This is a genomic window from Streptomyces sp. WMMB303, assembly GCF_029351045.1.
Classification (GTDB): Bacteria; Actinomycetota; Actinomycetes; order Streptomycetales; family Streptomycetaceae; genus Streptomyces.
Genome location: NZ_JARKIN010000001.1, coordinates 5738265 through 5754501 on the forward strand (window position 1 = coordinate 5738265; position 16237 = coordinate 5754501).

General features: G+C 74.6%; 15 protein-coding genes. 7 read left to right on the plus strand and 8 right to left on the minus strand.

The features are described from left to right. Nucleotides 1–17: 17 nt before the first annotated feature. From P2424_RS24900 to P2424_RS24915, 4 genes are all read right to left on the minus strand, one after another. On the minus strand, nucleotides 18–1226 hold the full coding sequence (locus tag P2424_RS24900; protein WP_276477942.1) for a hypothetical protein: 1209 nt from the start codon (nucleotides 1224–1226) through the stop codon (nucleotides 18–20). Continuing rightward, nucleotides 1223–3367 (minus strand): DUF3492 domain-containing protein, encoded by a 2145-nt coding sequence (locus P2424_RS24905; protein WP_276477943.1) that lies wholly within the window; start codon nucleotides 3365–3367, stop codon nucleotides 1223–1225. The genes P2424_RS24900 and P2424_RS24905 overlap by 4 nt, the downstream gene beginning before the upstream one ends. A 239-nt stretch (nucleotides 3368–3606) precedes the next feature. Next, the gene (locus tag P2424_RS24910) at nucleotides 3607–4776 is read right to left on the minus strand and encodes a DUF3152 domain-containing protein (protein WP_346660116.1); all 1170 of its coding nucleotides are present in this window, start codon (nucleotides 4774–4776) and stop codon (nucleotides 3607–3609) included. A gap of 266 nt (nucleotides 4777–5042) precedes the next feature. Then, nucleotides 5043–6092: an alpha/beta hydrolase gene (locus tag P2424_RS24915; protein ID WP_276477945.1), complete on the minus strand. Its 1050-nt coding sequence runs from the start codon at nucleotides 6090–6092 to the stop codon at nucleotides 5043–5045. Nucleotides 6093–6325: 233 nt separating this feature from the next. On the opposite strand from P2424_RS24915, the gene P2424_RS24920 reads away from it, so the two are divergent. From P2424_RS24920 to P2424_RS24935, 4 genes are all read left to right on the plus strand, one after another. After that, a complete protein-coding gene (locus P2424_RS24920; RefSeq protein ID WP_276477946.1) occupies nucleotides 6326–6565 on the plus strand; it encodes a hypothetical protein in 240 nt (79 codons plus the stop codon). A 229-nt stretch (nucleotides 6566–6794) separates the two neighbouring features. Beyond that, entirely contained in the window at nucleotides 6795–7418 is a 624-nt protein-coding gene (locus tag P2424_RS24925; RefSeq protein WP_276477947.1) for a TetR/AcrR family transcriptional regulator, read from the plus strand. Nucleotides 7419–7575: 157 nt separating this feature from the next. Then, nucleotides 7576–7803 carry a DUF3107 domain-containing protein gene (locus P2424_RS24930; RefSeq protein ID WP_019354404.1) on the plus strand — a complete coding sequence of 76 codons (228 nt, stop codon included), beginning with the start codon at nucleotides 7576–7578 and terminating at the stop codon, nucleotides 7801–7803. 179 nt (nucleotides 7804–7982) lie between these two features. Further along, a complete protein-coding gene (locus P2424_RS24935) occupies nucleotides 7983–8360 on the plus strand; it encodes a hypothetical protein (RefSeq protein WP_276477948.1) in 378 nt (125 codons plus the stop codon). Here P2424_RS24935 and P2424_RS24940 read toward each other — a convergent pair. Beyond that, entirely contained in the window at nucleotides 8311–9084 is a 774-nt protein-coding gene (locus tag P2424_RS24940; protein ID WP_276477949.1) for a ferritin-like fold-containing protein, read from the minus strand. The two genes, P2424_RS24935 and P2424_RS24940, sit on opposite strands and share 50 nt — an antisense overlap. A 533-nt stretch (nucleotides 9085–9617) precedes the next feature. On the opposite strand from P2424_RS24940, the gene P2424_RS24945 reads away from it, so the two are divergent. Together P2424_RS24945 and P2424_RS24950 are read left to right on the plus strand one after the other, a co-directional pair. Then, nucleotides 9618–11207, plus strand: coding sequence for a DEAD/DEAH box helicase (locus P2424_RS24945; protein ID WP_276477950.1), 1590 nt, complete (start codon nucleotides 9618–9620; stop codon nucleotides 11205–11207). A gap of 122 nt (nucleotides 11208–11329) precedes the next feature. Next, nucleotides 11330–12232, plus strand: coding sequence for an alpha/beta hydrolase (locus tag P2424_RS24950; RefSeq protein WP_276477951.1), 903 nt, complete (start codon nucleotides 11330–11332; stop codon nucleotides 12230–12232). Here P2424_RS24950 and P2424_RS24955 read toward each other — a convergent pair. The 3 genes from P2424_RS24955 to P2424_RS24965 all read right to left on the minus strand — a co-directional run bounded on the left by P2424_RS24955 (nucleotide 12213) and on the right by P2424_RS24965 (nucleotide 14718). Then, on the minus strand, nucleotides 12213–12821 hold the full coding sequence (locus P2424_RS24955) for a MarC family protein (protein ID WP_276477952.1): 609 nt from the start codon (nucleotides 12819–12821) through the stop codon (nucleotides 12213–12215). The genes P2424_RS24950 and P2424_RS24955 overlap by 20 nt on opposite strands. A gap of 192 nt (nucleotides 12822–13013) precedes the next feature. Continuing rightward, nucleotides 13014–13859, minus strand: a complete 846-nt coding sequence (locus P2424_RS24960) for a PHP domain-containing protein (protein ID WP_276479120.1) — start codon at nucleotides 13857–13859, stop codon at nucleotides 13014–13016. Between the two features lie 202 nt (nucleotides 13860–14061). Further along, nucleotides 14062–14718: a DUF6758 family protein gene (locus P2424_RS24965; protein ID WP_276477953.1), complete on the minus strand. Its 657-nt coding sequence runs from the start codon at nucleotides 14716–14718 to the stop codon at nucleotides 14062–14064. Nucleotides 14719–14975: 257 nt separating this feature from the next. Between P2424_RS24965 and P2424_RS24970 the strand changes: the two genes are divergently transcribed. Next, nucleotides 14976–16196, plus strand: a complete 1221-nt coding sequence (locus P2424_RS24970; RefSeq protein ID WP_276477954.1) for an MFS transporter — start codon at nucleotides 14976–14978, stop codon at nucleotides 16194–16196. Nucleotides 16197–16237 lie beyond the last annotated feature (41 nt).

Below are 16237 nucleotides of genomic sequence, written 5' to 3' on the forward strand. Positions count from 1 at the left end.
CGGGGGCGTCCCGGCGGTCATACGGGCGCCGCCCCCCGGTGGTGCGCCGAGGCGTTGGACAGTGCCGCCGCCGCGTACGCCAGCAGCGCGAGGGCTGCACAGCCGCAGGCGACGACCGGCACGGCCGCCGCCCCCAGGTGCACGACCAGTGCCTCTGGAAGACGGCCCGGTGCCCCGAGGCCGGGCAGCCGCGCCACGGGGACGGCGAGCAGCGCCGCGGTCTCCACGGCGCAGGCGGCGGCGAGTCCGGCCGTGGCCGCCCGTCGGAAGCCGTGCGCGGCAAGCAGCAAGGCGGCGAAGAGCAGCAGTCCGAGGGCTCCGGTGGCGGCGGCGGTGGCGGGCAGGGGGGCGTGCGGGCCGGGCGCCGCGGCGGCCAGCGGGCCGTCGACGAGGGCGCGGGCCGCCAGGTGGAGCACCGGCAGCCCCACCACGACGGCGCAGACGGACAGCACCAGCAGCGGGCGCACCGCCGCGGCGAAGTCCTCCAGGCTGCGGCTGCCCGCCAGTCGGCTCCGGGCGGCCGAGGCGAATCCGCGCGCCCCCCACACGACGGGCGCGGCAGCCAGCGCGAGGGCCAACGGGACCGCGGGCGAGGGCATCCGGGGCGCGCCGTTCGGGGCGTCGGGCCCGCCGCCCAGCAGTTGGGCCAGAAGCCAGTCGCCGTACAGCGCGTACCCCACCAGCCAGCAGACGCACAGCGCGGCGGACGCCGGGAACACGGCGCCGCAGAACGCACGCGGGACGCGGGGGACGGCCCGCAGCGCCGCGATCGCACTGCCCGGCACGATGAGGGCGCCCAGGACGCACAGGGCGGCCCGTACCGCGGCGGGGCCGTCGCGCAGCAGCACCCACCAGGCGAGTGTGCCCGCGCACAGCAGACCGGGCAGCAGCGGCAGCGCCAGCAGCGCGCACCATGCGCGCAGCCGCCGGCGCGTGGCGCCCGGCGGGCCCGGGTGCCGGGTGTCCGCCGAGGGCGCACGGCGCGTGCTCGCCCCGCAGGCGCCGTCCCCCGTGTGCCGCGTGCCGGGATACGGAGTGCGCGCGTACAGCTCCTCGGCCAGCGAGAAGACGTCGCGGTGGCGGCATCGGGCGACCGTCCGGTTCGTGATCCCGTCGGCTTCCAGTCCGGCGGCGATCTCCAGCGGGTCGACGGCGCGCTCGCACAGGGTGCGGTGCTGGTGCAGCAGTACGCGTACCGGGTCACCGGGTGCGGAGCGGGTCGTCACGGGGCCGTCCCCTCCCCCTGCTCGGCACCGACCGCGGCCCGCTCGGCGGGGTGCGGCCCGCCCGCGCTCTCCCGCGGTCCGCGGTCCGGCCGGGCCCAGCTCGGCACGTGCGGGGAGCCGCCACCGGTGCTCCGCGCCCCGGCCGTGCGCCGGCCGGAGCGGCCGGCCGGACGGCGCCCGTCGGCACCGAGGACTGCCGCACCGGCGGCGGTGTCCGCGGCCGGGTCACCGGACCGCTGGGTACCGGCCGCCGCGTGGCCCCTCAGGGGGTTCCCGGGAGTGCGGGCGAACGGGACCGTATCCGCGGGCGGGGCCCCGGCGCTCCCGGCGGCGGGCTGCCGGAGGCCGCCCGCGGGCCGCCGGGCGAGTTCGCGGTAGATACCGCGGAACGCCTCGACGTTCTGCCGCACCGTGAACAGTTCCAGTGCCCGCGCCCGTGCGGCGGCGCCCAGCCGTGCGGCGCGCGCCGGGTCGCGCAGCAGCGCGACGCAGGCGTCCGCCAGCGCCCGCGGGTCGCGCGCGGAGACGAGGCAGCCGGTGCCGCCGATCACCTCCGGGGCTGCCCCCACATCGGTGGAGACGGCGGCTCTGCCGCAGAACATCGCCTCCACCAGCGGTACCGGGAAGCCCTCGACGGTGCTGGAGAGCACGGCGACTCCGCCCAGCGCATAGGCGTCCGCCAGGGTGGGCGCGGCGGGGCCGCCCAGCTCCTCGAAGCCGACCGGGCCCTCGGCGCCCGGCGGCACCGCGGGGAAGAGCTGCGCGGCGAGCGCCCGGCAGTGCGCACGGTAGCTGCCCGTGGCAGGCTCCCCGGCCCCCTCCGGGCGCCCGCCGGGCCGGTCCGCGCCGTCCTCCGCCGGGGTGCTGCCGCCGTCCGCCGAAGCGCGGGGGGCACGGTCCGTCGCCCCGGGACCGCGCGGGTCCGCCCGCTCGACGATGCGCAACCGGGCGGTCGGCACCGCCTCGCGCACCCGGACGAAGGCGTGCAGCAGGGTGTCCAGGTCCTTGGCGGGGCCGGGGGCACCCACCCACACCAGCGTGGGCGCGCCGGTGCGGCGGGGGCCGCCGGGCGGCGGCAGATGCACGGCCCGTTCCCCGACGGCGTCGAAGGGTGTCGGGTCCATGCCGGGGTAGACGGTGCGCAGCCGCGCGCTGTCGGCGCCGCAACGCTCCTGCCAGCGGCGCGCGTGCGTGTTCCCGGGGGTGATCAGGTGGGCCTGGGCGTACGCCTCGCGGGCCAGGCGCCGCTGGAAGGAGGCGAGCAGGGCTCGTACGGGGGCGCCCACGACCCCACGGGCCACGGCGCCCACGGCGCCGGCGGCGCTCGCCAGGTAGTGCTCACGCAGCCGCACGCCGTACTCGGTGATCAGCAACGGCACGCCGAACGCCCGCTTGGCCCAGAGGCCGGGAAGGGCCGCGGGTCCGGCGCCGACCGCGTGGCACAGGTCGGCATCCGACAGCCCGGCCTCCCCGCCCCGCTGCCCGTACCAGTCCAGGGAGAGCGGACGCAGCGCGCGCTCCAGCTTGTCGGTGACGGCGAGCAGGTCACAGACCTGGGCGGCATGCGCGGCGGGCATCGCGCCGGGCGCACGGCAGGCGGACTCCAGGATGCGTACGGCGCTCTCGGAGCGCAGCGCGGCGGCCAGCCCGCCGCCCTCGGCCGCCAGTTCGGCGAGTCCGTAGAGCCCGGCGGCGAAACGGTCCGCCTGAGCGGTGGCCGGGGGGCGCGCGGAGCTGATTCCGCTCCCGTGGGCGCCGGCCGTCGCGGGCCGGGCGGCGGCGAACCCGTCGGAGCCGGGCGGGTCGGACCCGGGCCGGTAGGGGTCCGCGCCGCAGACGGCTTCGGCGAGCACCCCGAAGCACTCGCGGAAGCGCTGCTTCTCACGCCGCCCGTAGGAACCCCCCGTCAGCCCGCGTACGCCCGCGGCGGCGGGCTCGGGGCCCCACAGCGGTGCGGTGCGCACCCGTACGACGTTGGGCGGCCTCTCGCGCCAGCCGCTCCGCTCCTGCCGGGCACTGCGGCTGAGGGCGTACACCGCGAACTCGTGGCCGTCCAAACCGCGCACCAGGCGGTCGCACCACAGCGCGGACTCACCCCGCACATAGGGGTAACCACCCTCCGTAAGCAGCGCGATGCGCACGTGCGCACCCCCGATCCCTCTCGTGGCGTGCCGCGCGCCCGGCGGCTCGGCACGGGCGCGGCGGCGGAATGTCGAAGACGCAGCAGACGCTATGCGGGCGTCCCCGGCATGCGGCGGACGGTTGTCCGCGACGCCATCAGAAGGGGTGAAGACCCGTGACTTTCGGGAGGCTCGCGCGTTTACCAGCGCTCAGCGCCGGCCTCGGTCACCCCTCGGCCGGGACGGGTCACCGGACCCGCTCAATCGCGCGGGTGGGGCCAGGCGTTGATGCGGCAGGTCTTGCCCTGCGTGGTGAGGTACTTGGTCTGCTGCATCATCACCGGCGCCGGCTTGCCGTCTCCGGGACAGCCCACATGCCCGTGGCCCAGCCGGTGGCCCACCTCGTGGTTGATGAGCATCTCCCGGTAGGCGCGCATGTGGTCGGGGCCGAACGTCTCGGCGCCGCGCGCCCACCGCCATGCGTTGATCATGACGCGATCGGTGGCGGCCGAGTCGCAGGAGACCTTCTCCTCACTGGTGTCCAGCCCGGACTTGGCACACCACACGTCGGTGGTACGCGGACTGGCCAGTGTGATGACGAACCGCGCCTTGCCGGAGGAGACCCGCTCGAAGCTGCGCTTGCCGTCGTGCGCCCAGCTCCGCTCGTCGTTGAGGGTCTTGTGCACCGCCCGCGCGAACAACTCGCCGTCCAGCGGCACCCCGCCCTCCACCTCGACGCGGTAGCGCACCACCTCGCCCTTGCCCGGGCCCTTCTGGTGGCCGGGCACCGCGCTGAACTTGCCCGAGCCCTCCAGATCGTCGGCCAGCGGGTACTGCCGGGCCATCTTCTCGCCGTAGGAGGCGGGTGCGCTGCCCGGTGTGGGACGCGCGCCGCGGTCGGCGCGCTCGGGGTCGGAAGCGCCGTCCGAGTCGTCCGGTGCCCGCTCCCCCGTCTTCAGCCCGCGCCCGGAGTCCCCGCTGCTGTGCTCACCGCCGGCCACCTGCGCGGCCACGATGAAGGCCAGCACCGTCGTGACGGCCGCGGCGACGATCCCGGTGGCCGTGCGGGCGCGGCTGGTCGGCTTCCGGGTCAGCGGCGCGGGCTCCGGCTCGGGCTCCGGATCGGGAAGCGCCTGGCGCGCGCCGCTCCCGACGCCACCGGCCGGGGCGTCGGGCGACCGCGCCCCGGGGGGCGCACCGGCGGCGGCCGACGGGAGTCCGCCGGGCCGGCCCGCGCGGGGCTCGTCCGCGGCGAAAGCGCCCTTGTCGAAAGCGTCCAGATACTCCTGCCGCGGCCCGCCGGACCACTGCTCACCGGGCGCCGTACGGCCCGCGCTCCCGACGCCCCGGCCGCGCGTGCGGGGCGGCGCGGGCGCGCCCTCCGGGTGTTGCGGATGGCCACCGCGGGCGGCCTGCCCCTCCGCGTACACGGGCACGCCGTGCGCGGGGGTGCCCTGCGGGCCGGGTCCCGCCGGGCGGCCACCGGCCCCCGGCGGTACGGCAGGTGACGGCCTGCCAGATACGGCGGGCGCGGGGACGCCGGGTTCGGGCACGCCGGAGCCGCCGGTCCCGCCCGGGGCGTCACCGGGGCGGGGCCGGGCTGCGGCGTCGGGGCCCGGGCCGGGGCGCTCGGGTATCCGGGCGCGCTCCTCTCTGCGCCCGAAACCGGCCTTGCCCTTGCGGCTATGGCGTCCCACTAGTCACCTTCCGGGGTTGCCGGGGCCGGGGTGAAGGCACCGGCGGAGGAGTTGTCCGGCCACTGCGTCGCCGCACCCGCCTCCCGGAGCAGGTCGCGGACCGCGCCCGCGACGATCCCGGGGTACTCCATCATGGCGACATGGCCCGCTTCCGGCAGTGCGAGCAGCCGGGAGTCGCGGAAAGCGGCCGAGGCACGCCGCGCCACCCGGAAGGCGACCAGTTGGTCGCGCCCACCGTAGACCAGAAGCGTGGGTGCCAGCACCCGCTCGGCCTGCCGCCACAGCGCGTGCTGCCCGCCCAGCGTGTACGCGTCGACGATGCCCCTGGTCGAGCGGACCATGGCGTCCCAGAAGTAGGGCAGTTCCAGTCTGCGCGCGTACTCCTCGCAGGCCGCGGCGAAGTCCTCGGCCGAGACCCGTGCCGGATCGCCGTAGCAGAGCCCGAGCACACCGCCCGTGCGCCGCTCGGCGGACCAGTCCCGGGTCAGCCGGCCGAACAGCGCGGCCACCCCGGGCACCGCCAGCAGCGCCGTCGGCCAGGCGGTGCGCTGCGGAGGGATCTCCGGCAGCGCGGGCGAGACGAGGGTCAGCGTCCGCACCAGGTCGGGGCGGACGGCGGCCACCCGGGTCACCACCGCGCCGCCGAGCGAGTTGCCCAGCAGATGCACGGGGGCACGCGCGGTGGAGTCCAGGTACCGGATGACGGCACGCGCGTGCCCGGAGACCGAGTAGTCGCCGCTGTCCGGCGGCGGGGAGTCGCCGAAGCCGGGCAGGTCGAGGGCCTCGCCGCGCAGGTCGGGCGCGAGTTCGGCCATCAGCGCGGACCAGTTGAGCGAGGAGCCGCCCAGCCCGTGCACGTACAGTGCGGGCGGCCTGGCGTCCTCGGCGGCGTCCGCCACGTCCTCGGACCGCCCCCGTACGGCCAGCGTCAGCCCGGGCAGGGAGAGGGTCCGCAGCGTCTCCCGCTCCCCGACGCGGGACCGCGAGGGGTTCGGGGCAGCGCTGAGGGCCGTGGAGGCGGGGACTCCCGGCTGCTCGGTGGAGGACATGGAGCAATGTTACGAGACGATCACACTCCCCCTCACGTGTTCACCGTCACAAGAAGAAGCACACTGGTTGTACGGGGAGCACGAGCTTCTGCCGGTCGCGGCAGCGGCCGGAAACGGATCCGGGAGCACCCGCCGGGATGCGGGAGGCATGCACCGTGCGCCTCCGGTGACCCGCTCCTAGTCTCGTAAGAAGGGCCCGCCCCGTCGGGCCCCGCCTGGAAAGGAAGGCCGGCATGGCAGTCGATCCGACCGACCCGGAGACCTTCGGCTCCTACGACCGCGACGACTACGAGGAGGAGCCGGAGGTAGCGGGGAGCCCGGAGGCCCCCGAGGCGGACACCGCGGAGCAGCGCACCGACCTGCTGACCGACCGCGACGACCCGCTGACCGACCGCGGCTCCGACGAGGTGAACGCGGCGGACGCGGCGGAGCAGGCCCGCGTGGTGGAGCTGAACGAGGACGAGTACCGATAGCGCAGCGCCGGTGCCGGGACGAGTACCGCTCCGGACGCCGGAAGCGCAGACTGACAGGTGGACGGGAGCTGACGAGGGCCGCCGAAACATCGTCGGCCGGTGGCGCCGGAGGGAAGGGCCCGGGGCACTCGAGGGAAAATTTCGTGGGCCGGGAACCTTTCACCCCCGTTACCGAAAAGTACGATGGCGGCGCAGCGCAGCTCGCGCTCAGGAACTTCAGGGAGGCGGCGTGACAGCCATCGAGCAGACCGAGGCGCGCCCGCGCGGTACGCGTCTGCCGCGCCGTGCGCGACGTAACCAGCTACTGGGCGCAGCTCAGGAGGTCTTCGTCGCGCAGGGCTACCACGCGGCAGCGATGGACGACATCGCCGACCGTGCCGGGGTCAGCAAACCGGTGCTCTACCAGCATTTCCCGGGGAAGCTCGAGCTGTACCTCGCGCTCCTGGACCAGCACTGCGAGGCGCTGCTGCAGGCGGTGCGCGCGGCGCTGGAGTCCACCACGGACAACAAGCAGCGGGTCGCGGCCACGATGGACGCCTACTTCGCCTTCGTGGAGAACGAGGGCGGCGCCTTCCGGCTGGTCTTCGAGTCCGACCTGACCAACGAGCCCGCGGTGCGCGAGCGCGTGGACAAGGTGAGTCTGGACTGCGCCGAGGCGGTCAGCGAGGTCATCTCCGAGGACACCAAGCTGCCGTCGGAGCAGGCGATGCTGCTGGCCGTGGGACTGTGCGGGATGGCCCAGATCACCGCGCGCTACTGGCTGAGCTCGGGGCAGCAGATCCCGCGCGACGCTGCGGCGAAGCTGATCTCCTCGCTCTCCTGGCGGGGCATCGCGGGCTTCCCGATGCAGTGAGGGGGCGCGGCGGAATGCGGTTGTTCGCTGCCGGCGTGCGACCGCGCGCCCTCCGCTTCCCTGCTGAGAGCTAGGGTTGCTCCGTACGGCGCGGTTCGCCGCGCATCACATCCCGGGCGAGGCCACGGGATACCAGGACCGTCGGAGGGACATAGCCGTGGAGGTCAAGATCGGCGTGCAGTACGCGCCTCGCGAGATCGTCATGGAGAGCAAGCAGACTCCTGACGAGGTCGAGAGCGCCGTGGCGGCGGCACTGGAGAAGGGCTCCGGGCTGCTCGGCCTGGAGGACGAGCACGGCCGGAAGATCCTGGTCCCGGCGGAGCGCATCGCCTACGTCGAGATCGGTGAGGCGTCGGGCCGCAAGGTGGGCTTCGGCGCGATCTGACCGCGTGCGCCCCGGGGCGCACGCGCGCGCGGCAGGCGCACGGATGTACGCAGCTGACGGCGGCCGCGGGATTCCTCCCGCGGCCGCCGTTTCAGCGTCCGCGCCCAGGGGGAGGACCGGAGCGACCGCGGCCGGCCAGGGTGCGGTCCCCCCGACCGTCCCCACCCGAGGAGGTCCTCATGATCTGGGAGGCTCTCGGCTCCGCAGCCCTGGGATGCGCCCTCGCGCTCGCTGCCACCAGGCGGTTCCCCGAGCGGCTTCCCGACCGGCGGCTGGTGCTCGCGACGGGCCCCGTCGCCGCCCTCGCCGGCGGTCTCATCAGCCGCACCGTGCTCGGCTCCGGCCACCTGGCGGTGGTGTGGTGCCTCGCACTGGGCTTCAGCGCGGCCCTGCTGTCCCTGCTGCTGCGGGACGAGTCGCCCGGGCGCCGCCAGTGGCGCCAGGACGCGCTGCGCACCGCCCCGGCACCCGCGGGGGCGCGCGCCGGGTTCGGGCAGTCGTCCGACTTCAGGCAGCAAGCCCCAGGGCTGCCATCCGCTTCGTATGGGCCTCGGTGATCCGGGAGAACATCTTGCCGACCTCCGCGAGGTCGAAGCCGTCGGCGAGGCCGCCGACCAGCATGGTGGAGAGCGCGTCCCGGTCGGCGACCACCCGCTGGGCCTGGGAGAGCGCCTCTCCCATCAGCCGCCGCGCCCACAGGGCGAGCCGGCCGCCCACCCGGGGTTCGGCCTCGATGGCGGCGCGGACCTTCTCCACGGCGAAGCTGGAGTGCCCCGTGTCGTCCAGCACGCTCAGCACCAGGGCGCGGGTGTCGGCGTCGAGCCGGGTGGCGACCTCGCGGTAGAAGTCGGAGGCGATGGAGTCGCCGACGTACGCCTTGATCAGCCCCTCCAGCCAGTCCGAGGGGGCGGTGAGCCGGTGGAACTCGTCCAGTGCGGCCGCGAACGGCTCCATGGCGGCGGTGGGGTCCTCGTCGATGCGGGCCAGCCGCTCGCGCAGCTTTCCGAAGTGGTGGAACTCGGCCGACGCCATGGAGGCCAGCTCGGCCTTGTCCGCGAGCGACGGCGCCAGCTTGGCGTCCTCGGCGAGCCGCTCGAAGGCCGCCAGCTCCCCGTAGGCCAGCGCTCCCAGCAGGTCGACGACCGCGGCGCGGTAGGTCGGGTCCGCCGATGCCTGCTCCCAGCTCTGGGTGGCGATGGTGGTGGCGGGGGCGGGCTCGGTTCCGGCGGCTTCGGGCTCGGTGGCCCCGGCTTCGGCGGCGGTCTTGTCAGGCGTCTCCATACCTCGCACGATAGCCCGCGACCGCAGGCCGGGAAGGACCCGTCCGGCCCCCCATCGGCCCCACGAGACCCCAGGTGAACTCGTACACAACGATTGCCCCGGTACAGATGCGCGGATCCGGGGTACAGTGATATTGAGTCCACCGGATGGCGTGGACTCGCTGCATGCATGTAATGCGGATGCCCGGTCGGTGGCCCGATCGGCTCCGACCCGACAGCCTTCCGTCGGTCCGCGCTCCCCGTGCGGGCCGCACTGAGAGGGACCGCTCGCGCGAGTGAGGCGCTTGAGCGGGAGACAGTGGTCCCGCACCGCTCGGCGGGCCGCAACGACGGCCGCTGGGTCGCGGTAGATCCTCTCCTCGCTCCGTCGGCACGCCCAGAGAACTGGGTCGGCCGGACGCCGCAGCCCCACTCGCGCGTCACACAGAAGAGGCAAGCATCCTGTCCACGACGTTCAGAGAGCTCGGGATCCTCCCCGAGACCGCCGAGGCCCTCGAAGCCGTCGGCATCACATCCCCCTTCCCGATCCAGGAGATGACGCTCCCGGTGGCCCTCGCCGGCACCGACGTCATCGGCCAGGCCAAGACCGGCACCGGCAAGACGCTCGGCTTCGGGCTGCCGCTGCTGGAGTCGGTCACCGTTCCCGCCGACGTCGAGCTGGGCCGCGCCCGGCCCGAGGAGCTCTCCGAGGCTCCGCAGGCGCTCGTCGTCGTGCCCACCCGCGAGCTGTGCCAGCAGGTGACCAACGACCTGCTCACCGCCGGCAAGGTGCGCAACGTCCGAGTCCTGTCGATCTACGGTGGGCGCGCCTACGAGCCCCAGGTCGAGGCCCTGAAGAAGGGCGTCGACGTGGTCGTCGGCACGCCCGGGCGACTGCTGGACCTGGCCGGCCAGAAGAAGCTGCGGCTCTCGGAGATCCGGGCGCTCGTCCTGGACGAGGCCGACGAGATGCTCGACCTGGGCTTCCTCCCCGACGTCGAGAAGATCATCGAGATGCTGCCGACCCGGCGCCAGACGATGCTCTTCTCGGCGACCATGCCCGGGCAGGTCATCTCGCTCGCCCGGCGCTACATGAGCCAGCCCACGCACATCCGTGCCACCGCGCCGGACGACGAGGGCCAGACGGTGGCGAACACCACACAGCACGTCTTCCGCGCCCACTCCATGGACAAGCCGGAGATGGTCGCCCGGATCCTGCAGGCCGAGGGCCGCGGGCTGGCGATGGTCTTCTGCCGCACGAAGCGCACGGCGGCCGATGTCGCCGAGCAGCTCTCGCGGCGCGGCTTCGCTGCCGGTGCGGTCCACGGCGACCTGGGCCAGGGCGCCCGCGAGCAGGCGCTGCGCGCGTTCCGCAACGGCAAGGTCGATGTGCTGGTGTGCACGGACGTCGCCGCGCGCGGTATCGACGTCGACAACGTCACCCACGTGATCAACTACCAGACGCCCGAGGACGAGAAGACCTATCTGCACCGCATCGGCCGCACCGGCCGCGCGGGCAACTCCGGCATCGCGGTCACGCTGGTCGACTGGGACGACATCCCGCGCTGGCAGCTGATCAACAAGGCGCTGGACCTGGACTTCAACGATCCGGAGGAGACCTACTCCACCTCGCCGCACCTGTACGAGGCGCTGAAGATCCCCGCCGGGGCCAAGGGCATCCTGCCGCGTACCGAGCGCACCCGGGCGGGGCTCGCCGCCGAGGAGATCGAGGACCTGGGCGAGCCCGGCGGGCGTGCGCAGGGCCGGTCCGGCCGGTCCGGCGGCACCACCGAGCGCACGCGTCCGGCGCGCAAGCCGCGCGAGCGCAGGCGCACCCGTGGCGCACTGCGTACCGGTGAGTCCGGCTCCGGCCAGGACGCCGCTTCCGCCGGGTCGGAGCCCGCCACGGAGGGCTCGGCAGCCTCCGTCGAGGGCGGGGCGGCACGTAAACCGCGCCGCCGTCGGCGTACCCGCTCGGCCGCCGCCGAGACGGGGGCGCAGGCTCCCGCAGCCAAGGAGAGCGGCGAGGCGGGCCGGGCCGCGGTCGGCACGGAGGAGGCTCCGCGCAAGCCCCGCCGCCGCCGGACCCGTTCCGGCGGCGCGAGCCGCACCGGTTCCGCGGCGCAGCAGTCCGCGGAGGGCTGACGCCCCGACCCGGTCCACGGAGGGCTGAGGCCCTCACGGGCGACGCACACACGGCCCGGCGTCCCGCTGCGGGACGCCGGGCCGCTTGCTGTCCGGGGCGCTCCTGCGGGTAGCGTCCTGGCATGAGCAAGCCCCCCTTCCTCGCGCTCCCGTCCGGTGTGCGGGCGTACCGGATGGCCACCGCACGCGGGGAGTTCGCCGTGCACGACACCGGGGAAGCGGGCCGTCCGGGGCCCGCCGTGCTGCTGCTGCCGGGGTTCACGGGCAGCAAGGAGGACTTCATCGGGTTGCTGGAGCCGCTGGCCGGTGCGGGGTTCCGGGCCGTCGCGGTCGACGGCCGGGGGCAGTACGAGACGGGCGGCCCCCGGGAGGCGGCCGCCTACGCGCAGCCCGAGCTGGCCCGGGACGTGCACGCGGTCGCGGCGGTGCTCGGCCGCGGGGAGACCGGCGCCGTGCATCTGCTCGGGCATTCCCTGGGCGGCCTGGTCGCACGCGCCGCGGTACTGCGGGATGCGGCTCCCTTCGCCTCGCTGACGCTGCTGAGCAGCGGCCCGGCCGCCGTCGCGGCAGCGCAGCAGGAGCGGGTGCGGATGCTGCTGGGTGCGCTGGGGACGATGAGCATGGCGGCGATCTGGGAGGTCATGCGGGAACTCGACCAGTCGGTCGGCTCCGCCGGTGAGGCGCCGTACTCGCGGCGGGAGGCGGCGGAGACCTCGGTGGCGCTGGAGGGGTTCCTGCGGCGCCGCTGGCTGGCCAATGTGCCCTCGCAACTCGCGGCCACCGGAGAGCAGTTGCTCACCGAGCCGGACCGGGTGGGCGAACTGGCGGCGCTGGAGCTGCCGTTCCATGTCGTCTCCGGTACGGCGGACGATGCCTGGCCGGTGCCGCTGCTGGACGCGATGGCCGAGCGGTTGGGTGCCCGCCGGTCGGTGATCGCGGGTACCGGCCACTCCCCCAACGCGGAGCGGCCCGCGGAGACCGCGCGGGCCCTGGCGGGGTTCTGGCTCAGCCCTTCCCCTCGATGAACTGGGTGATGCCGCCGGCGATCTGCTGGACGGCGATGGCCGAGAGCAGCATGCCGGACAGCCGGGTGACGAGGACGACTCCGCCGTCCTTGATGACGCGGATGATCAGCAGCGAGTAGCGCATCGCCAGCCCCAGCACCAGGTGCATGGCCACGATCGCGGCCCAGACGGAGAGCTGTCCGCCCCAGCCGTCCGCGTGCTGCACCGCCAGGATGACGGAGACGATCGCGCCCGGCCCCGCCAGCAGCGGCATGCCGAGCGGGACGAGCGCCACGTTGACGTCCTTGGTCTGGGTGGGCTCGTCGGACTTGCCGGTCAGCAGGTCGAGGGCGACGAGTAGGAGCAGCAGCCCGCCCGCGACCATGAGGGCCGGGATGGAGACGTGCACGTAGTCGAGGATCTGCTGGCCGCAGATCCCGAACAGGGTGATCACTGCGAAGGCGACGGACGCCGCCTGCCAGGCCATCCGGCGCTGGACCTTCGCCGGCCGACCGGAGGTCAGCCCGAGGAAGATGGGGGTGATGCCGGGCGGGTCCATGATGACGAAGAGGGTGAGGAAGACGGACCCGAAGAGAGCGAAATCGAACACGGTGGTGCCTGTGCCTTGCTGAGGAGAGGGTGAGAAGGGAGGAAGCAGAGGGCTGAAGAGGGATACGGGGAGCGGAGGAGCGGGCGCACGGCGGTGCGGCGTGCCCCGCGGGAGCCCGCTGGGCGCGCGCGGCGGCCCTGCCCCCTCTCGCGAGGGCGGGCCGGGCGGGACGGTACCGCTTCCCGGCGCCCCTCAGCCCGGGATGGGCGCCGCGCCTGAGCCGCGGGCGGCGATCTCGGCGTAGACGTCGGGCTCGGTGGTGAACTCTGCGAGCCGGAGGGGCTTGCGGGTGCCGTGGTAGTCACTGGAGCCGGTCGCCAGCAGCCCGAGGTCGGCGGCGAGGGCGTGCACCCGCTTGCGGGTGTCGGGGTCGTGATCCGCGTGGTCGGCCTCGAGGCCGTCGAGTCCGGCCTGCGCCAGGTCGGCGAGCGCGCTCTCCGGGATGCAGTGGCCGCGCTGTGCGGCCATCGGGTGGGCGAGCACGGCGACGCCTCCGGCGCCCTTGATCAGCCGCAGTGCGTCGAACGGGTCCAGTTCGTGCTTGCTCGCGTAGGCCCGCCCGTCGTTCGCGAGCCACTCCGCGGTGAAGGCGTCGGAGACGGTCTCGACGACGCCCTGCTCCACCATGGCGGCGGCGATGTGCGGGCGGCCGACCGAGCCGTCCCCCGCGATCCGGCTCACCTGCTCCCAGGTGACGGGCACGCCCAGCTCGCGCAGCTTGGCCACCATGGCCTGGGCCCGCGGCACCCGGTCGTCGCGGACGAGTTCACGCTCGCGGGCGAGTGCGGGCTCGGCCGGATCGAAGAGGTAGCCGAGCATGTGGATGCCGACACCGTCGAGCCGGCAGGAGAACTCGGCACCGGTCACGAGGGTGAGCCCGGCGGGCAGCGCGGCGGTGGCCTCGTCGTACCCGGCGACCGTGTCGTGGTCGGTGAGCGCCACCACGTCCAGCCCGGCGGCCGCGGCGTTGCGCACCAGCTCGGCGGGGGTGTCGGTGCCGTCCGAAGCGGTGGAGTGGGCGTGCAGGTCGATGCGCACTTCGACGGGCTCCGATAGCTGGACGGCGGGGTGTGACGGGCTCATGGCGAGCAGCCCCCAGGATAGCCGTACCGGCCCGCTCCTCTTCCGGCTCCTGGTGCGGGCGCCGCTCGGGCGGGTCGGCGGGGCCGTCGAACCGGCGGCGGAGGCCCGCGACCCGCGGACCGTACGCGGCGTGGCGGGGCTCGAGGGCCCCGGGCCGTCAGCGCTGCGCGGCGGGCCGGGAGATCAGCCGGGGGGAGAGCGCCCCGCAGGGCACCAGTTCCACTTCGGCGCCCGCGTCCCGCAGATCGGTCAGCACCAGTTCGTCGTAGAGCAGCAGCCCGGACTCCGGCGGCCAGACGATGGCCCACAGCCACAGTCCGCACGCCTCCCCGGCGAAGACGGCCCGGTCCGCCGGCGCCCCGCCGACCTGCCACAGCGGAGTGGGGTGTCCAGCGGCGTGCACCTTGGCCTGGGGCGGCTTGCCCGCGCAGATGGCCGGGCCGGGGTCGGGGCCCTCGATCCCGGCGTAGCGGGCGCCGAGGCCGACGCCGAGCTCCTCGGCGATGAGCAGCAGCTCACCGGGGCCGCCGAGCGGCGCGGGCCCCGAGCAGGCGACGGCGGTGGCCCGGCCCCCGCTCCGGTCGTCGCCCGCGCAGGCGACGCCGGTGAACAGCCAGCCCACGGGGAGCGGCCACGGCATCCACACCGGTACCCGGGTGCGGCCCACCACGACGGCGAGTGCGTCGACGCTGGGTGGAAGGACCGGCTGGAGCGGGTGCACAGCACCGTGCACGCCGCACTGCCAGGTGTCGGCGAAGAGTCCGGGCGCCCTGATGCGGCCACCGCACTTCGGGCAACTGGGTTCGCCCCTCATGGGCCCTTACGGTCCTACCGGGCCGCCGTCCCGTCAAGGACGATCACCCACCCGGACTCCACCCCTGAACAACACGGGGTGTGAGTGCCTCCGCGAAGACGGCCGATGACCTGCTGATCATATAGATGCCATTTGCATTAATTAGGCTTGCTAATTTATTGTGTGTACACACCAACCACATCGCCGCGGGGGAAGATCCGCGACCGCCGGCCGGCGGCAGCACCCGTGGCGGCAGACCCCGAGGAGGAGCGGCAAGCATGAGCGGTGATCCGTTCGACAAGGGCGGGGGGAACCTCCTCCGCCAGCCGAAGGCCGTATGGGCCACGGCGGGCGCGTCCGTCGTGGCCTTCATGGGCATCGGCCTGGTCGACCCGATCCTGCCCTCGATCGCGAAGGGGCTCGCGGCCACTCCGAGCCAGGTCAGCCTGCTGTTCACCTCCTACTTCCTGATCACCGCCGTGGCGATGCTGGTCACCGGCTTCGTCTCCAGCCGGATCGGCGGCCGCAGGACCCTGCTGCTGGGACTGGCCCTGGTCGTGGTCTTCGCGGGACTCTCCGGCACCTCGCACTCCGTCGGCGAACTCGTCGGCTTCCGCGCCGGCTGGGGCCTGGGCAACGCCCTCTTCGTCTCGACGGCGCTCGCGGTGATCGTCGGCGCCGCGGCGGGCGGCAGCGCGGCGGCCATCCTGCTGTACGAGTCGGCCCTGGGCCTGGGCATGGCCTGCGGCCCGCTGCTGGGCGCCGTGCTGGGCGACGCGAGCTGGCGCTTCCCGTTCTTCGGCACGGCCGTGCTGATGGCGATCGGCTTCCTCGCCATCACCGCGTTCCTCAAGGAGCAGCCCGGGCCCGCACGCAAGACGTCCCTGCTCGATCCGGTCAAGGCGCTCGGCCACGGCGGGCTGGCCTCCGCGGCCGCATCGGCGTTCTTCTACAACTACGCCTTCTTCACCGTGCTGGCGTTCACCCCGTTCGTCCTGGACATGTCCCCCTACCGCTCCGGTGCGGTGTTCTTCGCCTGGGGTGTGCTGCTGGCGGTCTTCTCGGTGCTGGTCGCGCCCCGCCTCCAGGAGCGCTTCGGGTCACTGCGGGTGCTGGGCACCTCGCTGGTGCTGATGGCCGTGGACCTGGTGGTGCTCGGCTACGGCAACCACACCGCGGCCATCGCCGGCACCGTGGTCTCCGGAGCCTTCATCGGCCTCAACAACACCGTCTACACCGAACTCGCGCTCGGGGTCTCGGACGCGCCCCGGCCGGTGGCCAGCGCCGGATACAACTTTGTCCGCTGGTTCGCGGCCGCCGCGGCGCCCTTCCTGGCGCCGAAGATCGAGGAGTGGGCGGACGTCCACCTGCCGTTCGTGGTCGCGGCGCTCGCCGCCCTGGCCGGCGCCGCCGTGGTGGCCGTCCGCCGCAAGGCCCTCACCACGGAGGCCGAGGAGCTGCTCCCGGCCACCGCTGATCCCGAACCGGTCGGCGCCTGACGCCCACGGCACGCAGCCGCGCGCTGCGGCCCCGCCGTCGC

Excerpts from the sequence above, each read along its gene's own strand:
- P2424_RS24915 (WP_276477945.1), bottom strand. The coding sequence starts at position 6,092 with ATGTCCTCCACCGAGCAGCCGGGAGTCCCCGCCTCCACGGCCCTCAGC.
- P2424_RS24920 (WP_276477946.1), top strand. The coding sequence starts at position 6,326 with ATGGCAGTCGATCCGACCGACCCGGAGACCTTCGGCTCCTACGACCGC.
- P2424_RS24935 (WP_276477948.1), top strand. The coding sequence starts at position 7,983 with ATGATCTGGGAGGCTCTCGGCTCCGCAGCCCTGGGATGCGCCCTCGCG.
- P2424_RS24940 (WP_276477949.1), bottom strand. The coding sequence starts at position 9,084 with ATGGAGACGCCTGACAAGACCGCCGCCGAAGCCGGGGCCACCGAGCCC.
- P2424_RS24945 (WP_276477950.1), top strand. The coding sequence starts at position 9,618 with ATGACGCTCCCGGTGGCCCTCGCCGGCACCGACGTCATCGGCCAGGCC.
- P2424_RS24950 (WP_276477951.1), top strand. The coding sequence starts at position 11,330 with ATGAGCAAGCCCCCCTTCCTCGCGCTCCCGTCCGGTGTGCGGGCGTAC.
- P2424_RS24965 (WP_276477953.1), bottom strand. The coding sequence starts at position 14,718 with ATGAGGGGCGAACCCAGTTGCCCGAAGTGCGGTGGCCGCATCAGGGCG.
- P2424_RS24970 (WP_276477954.1), top strand. The coding sequence starts at position 14,976 with ATGAGCGGTGATCCGTTCGACAAGGGCGGGGGGAACCTCCTCCGCCAG.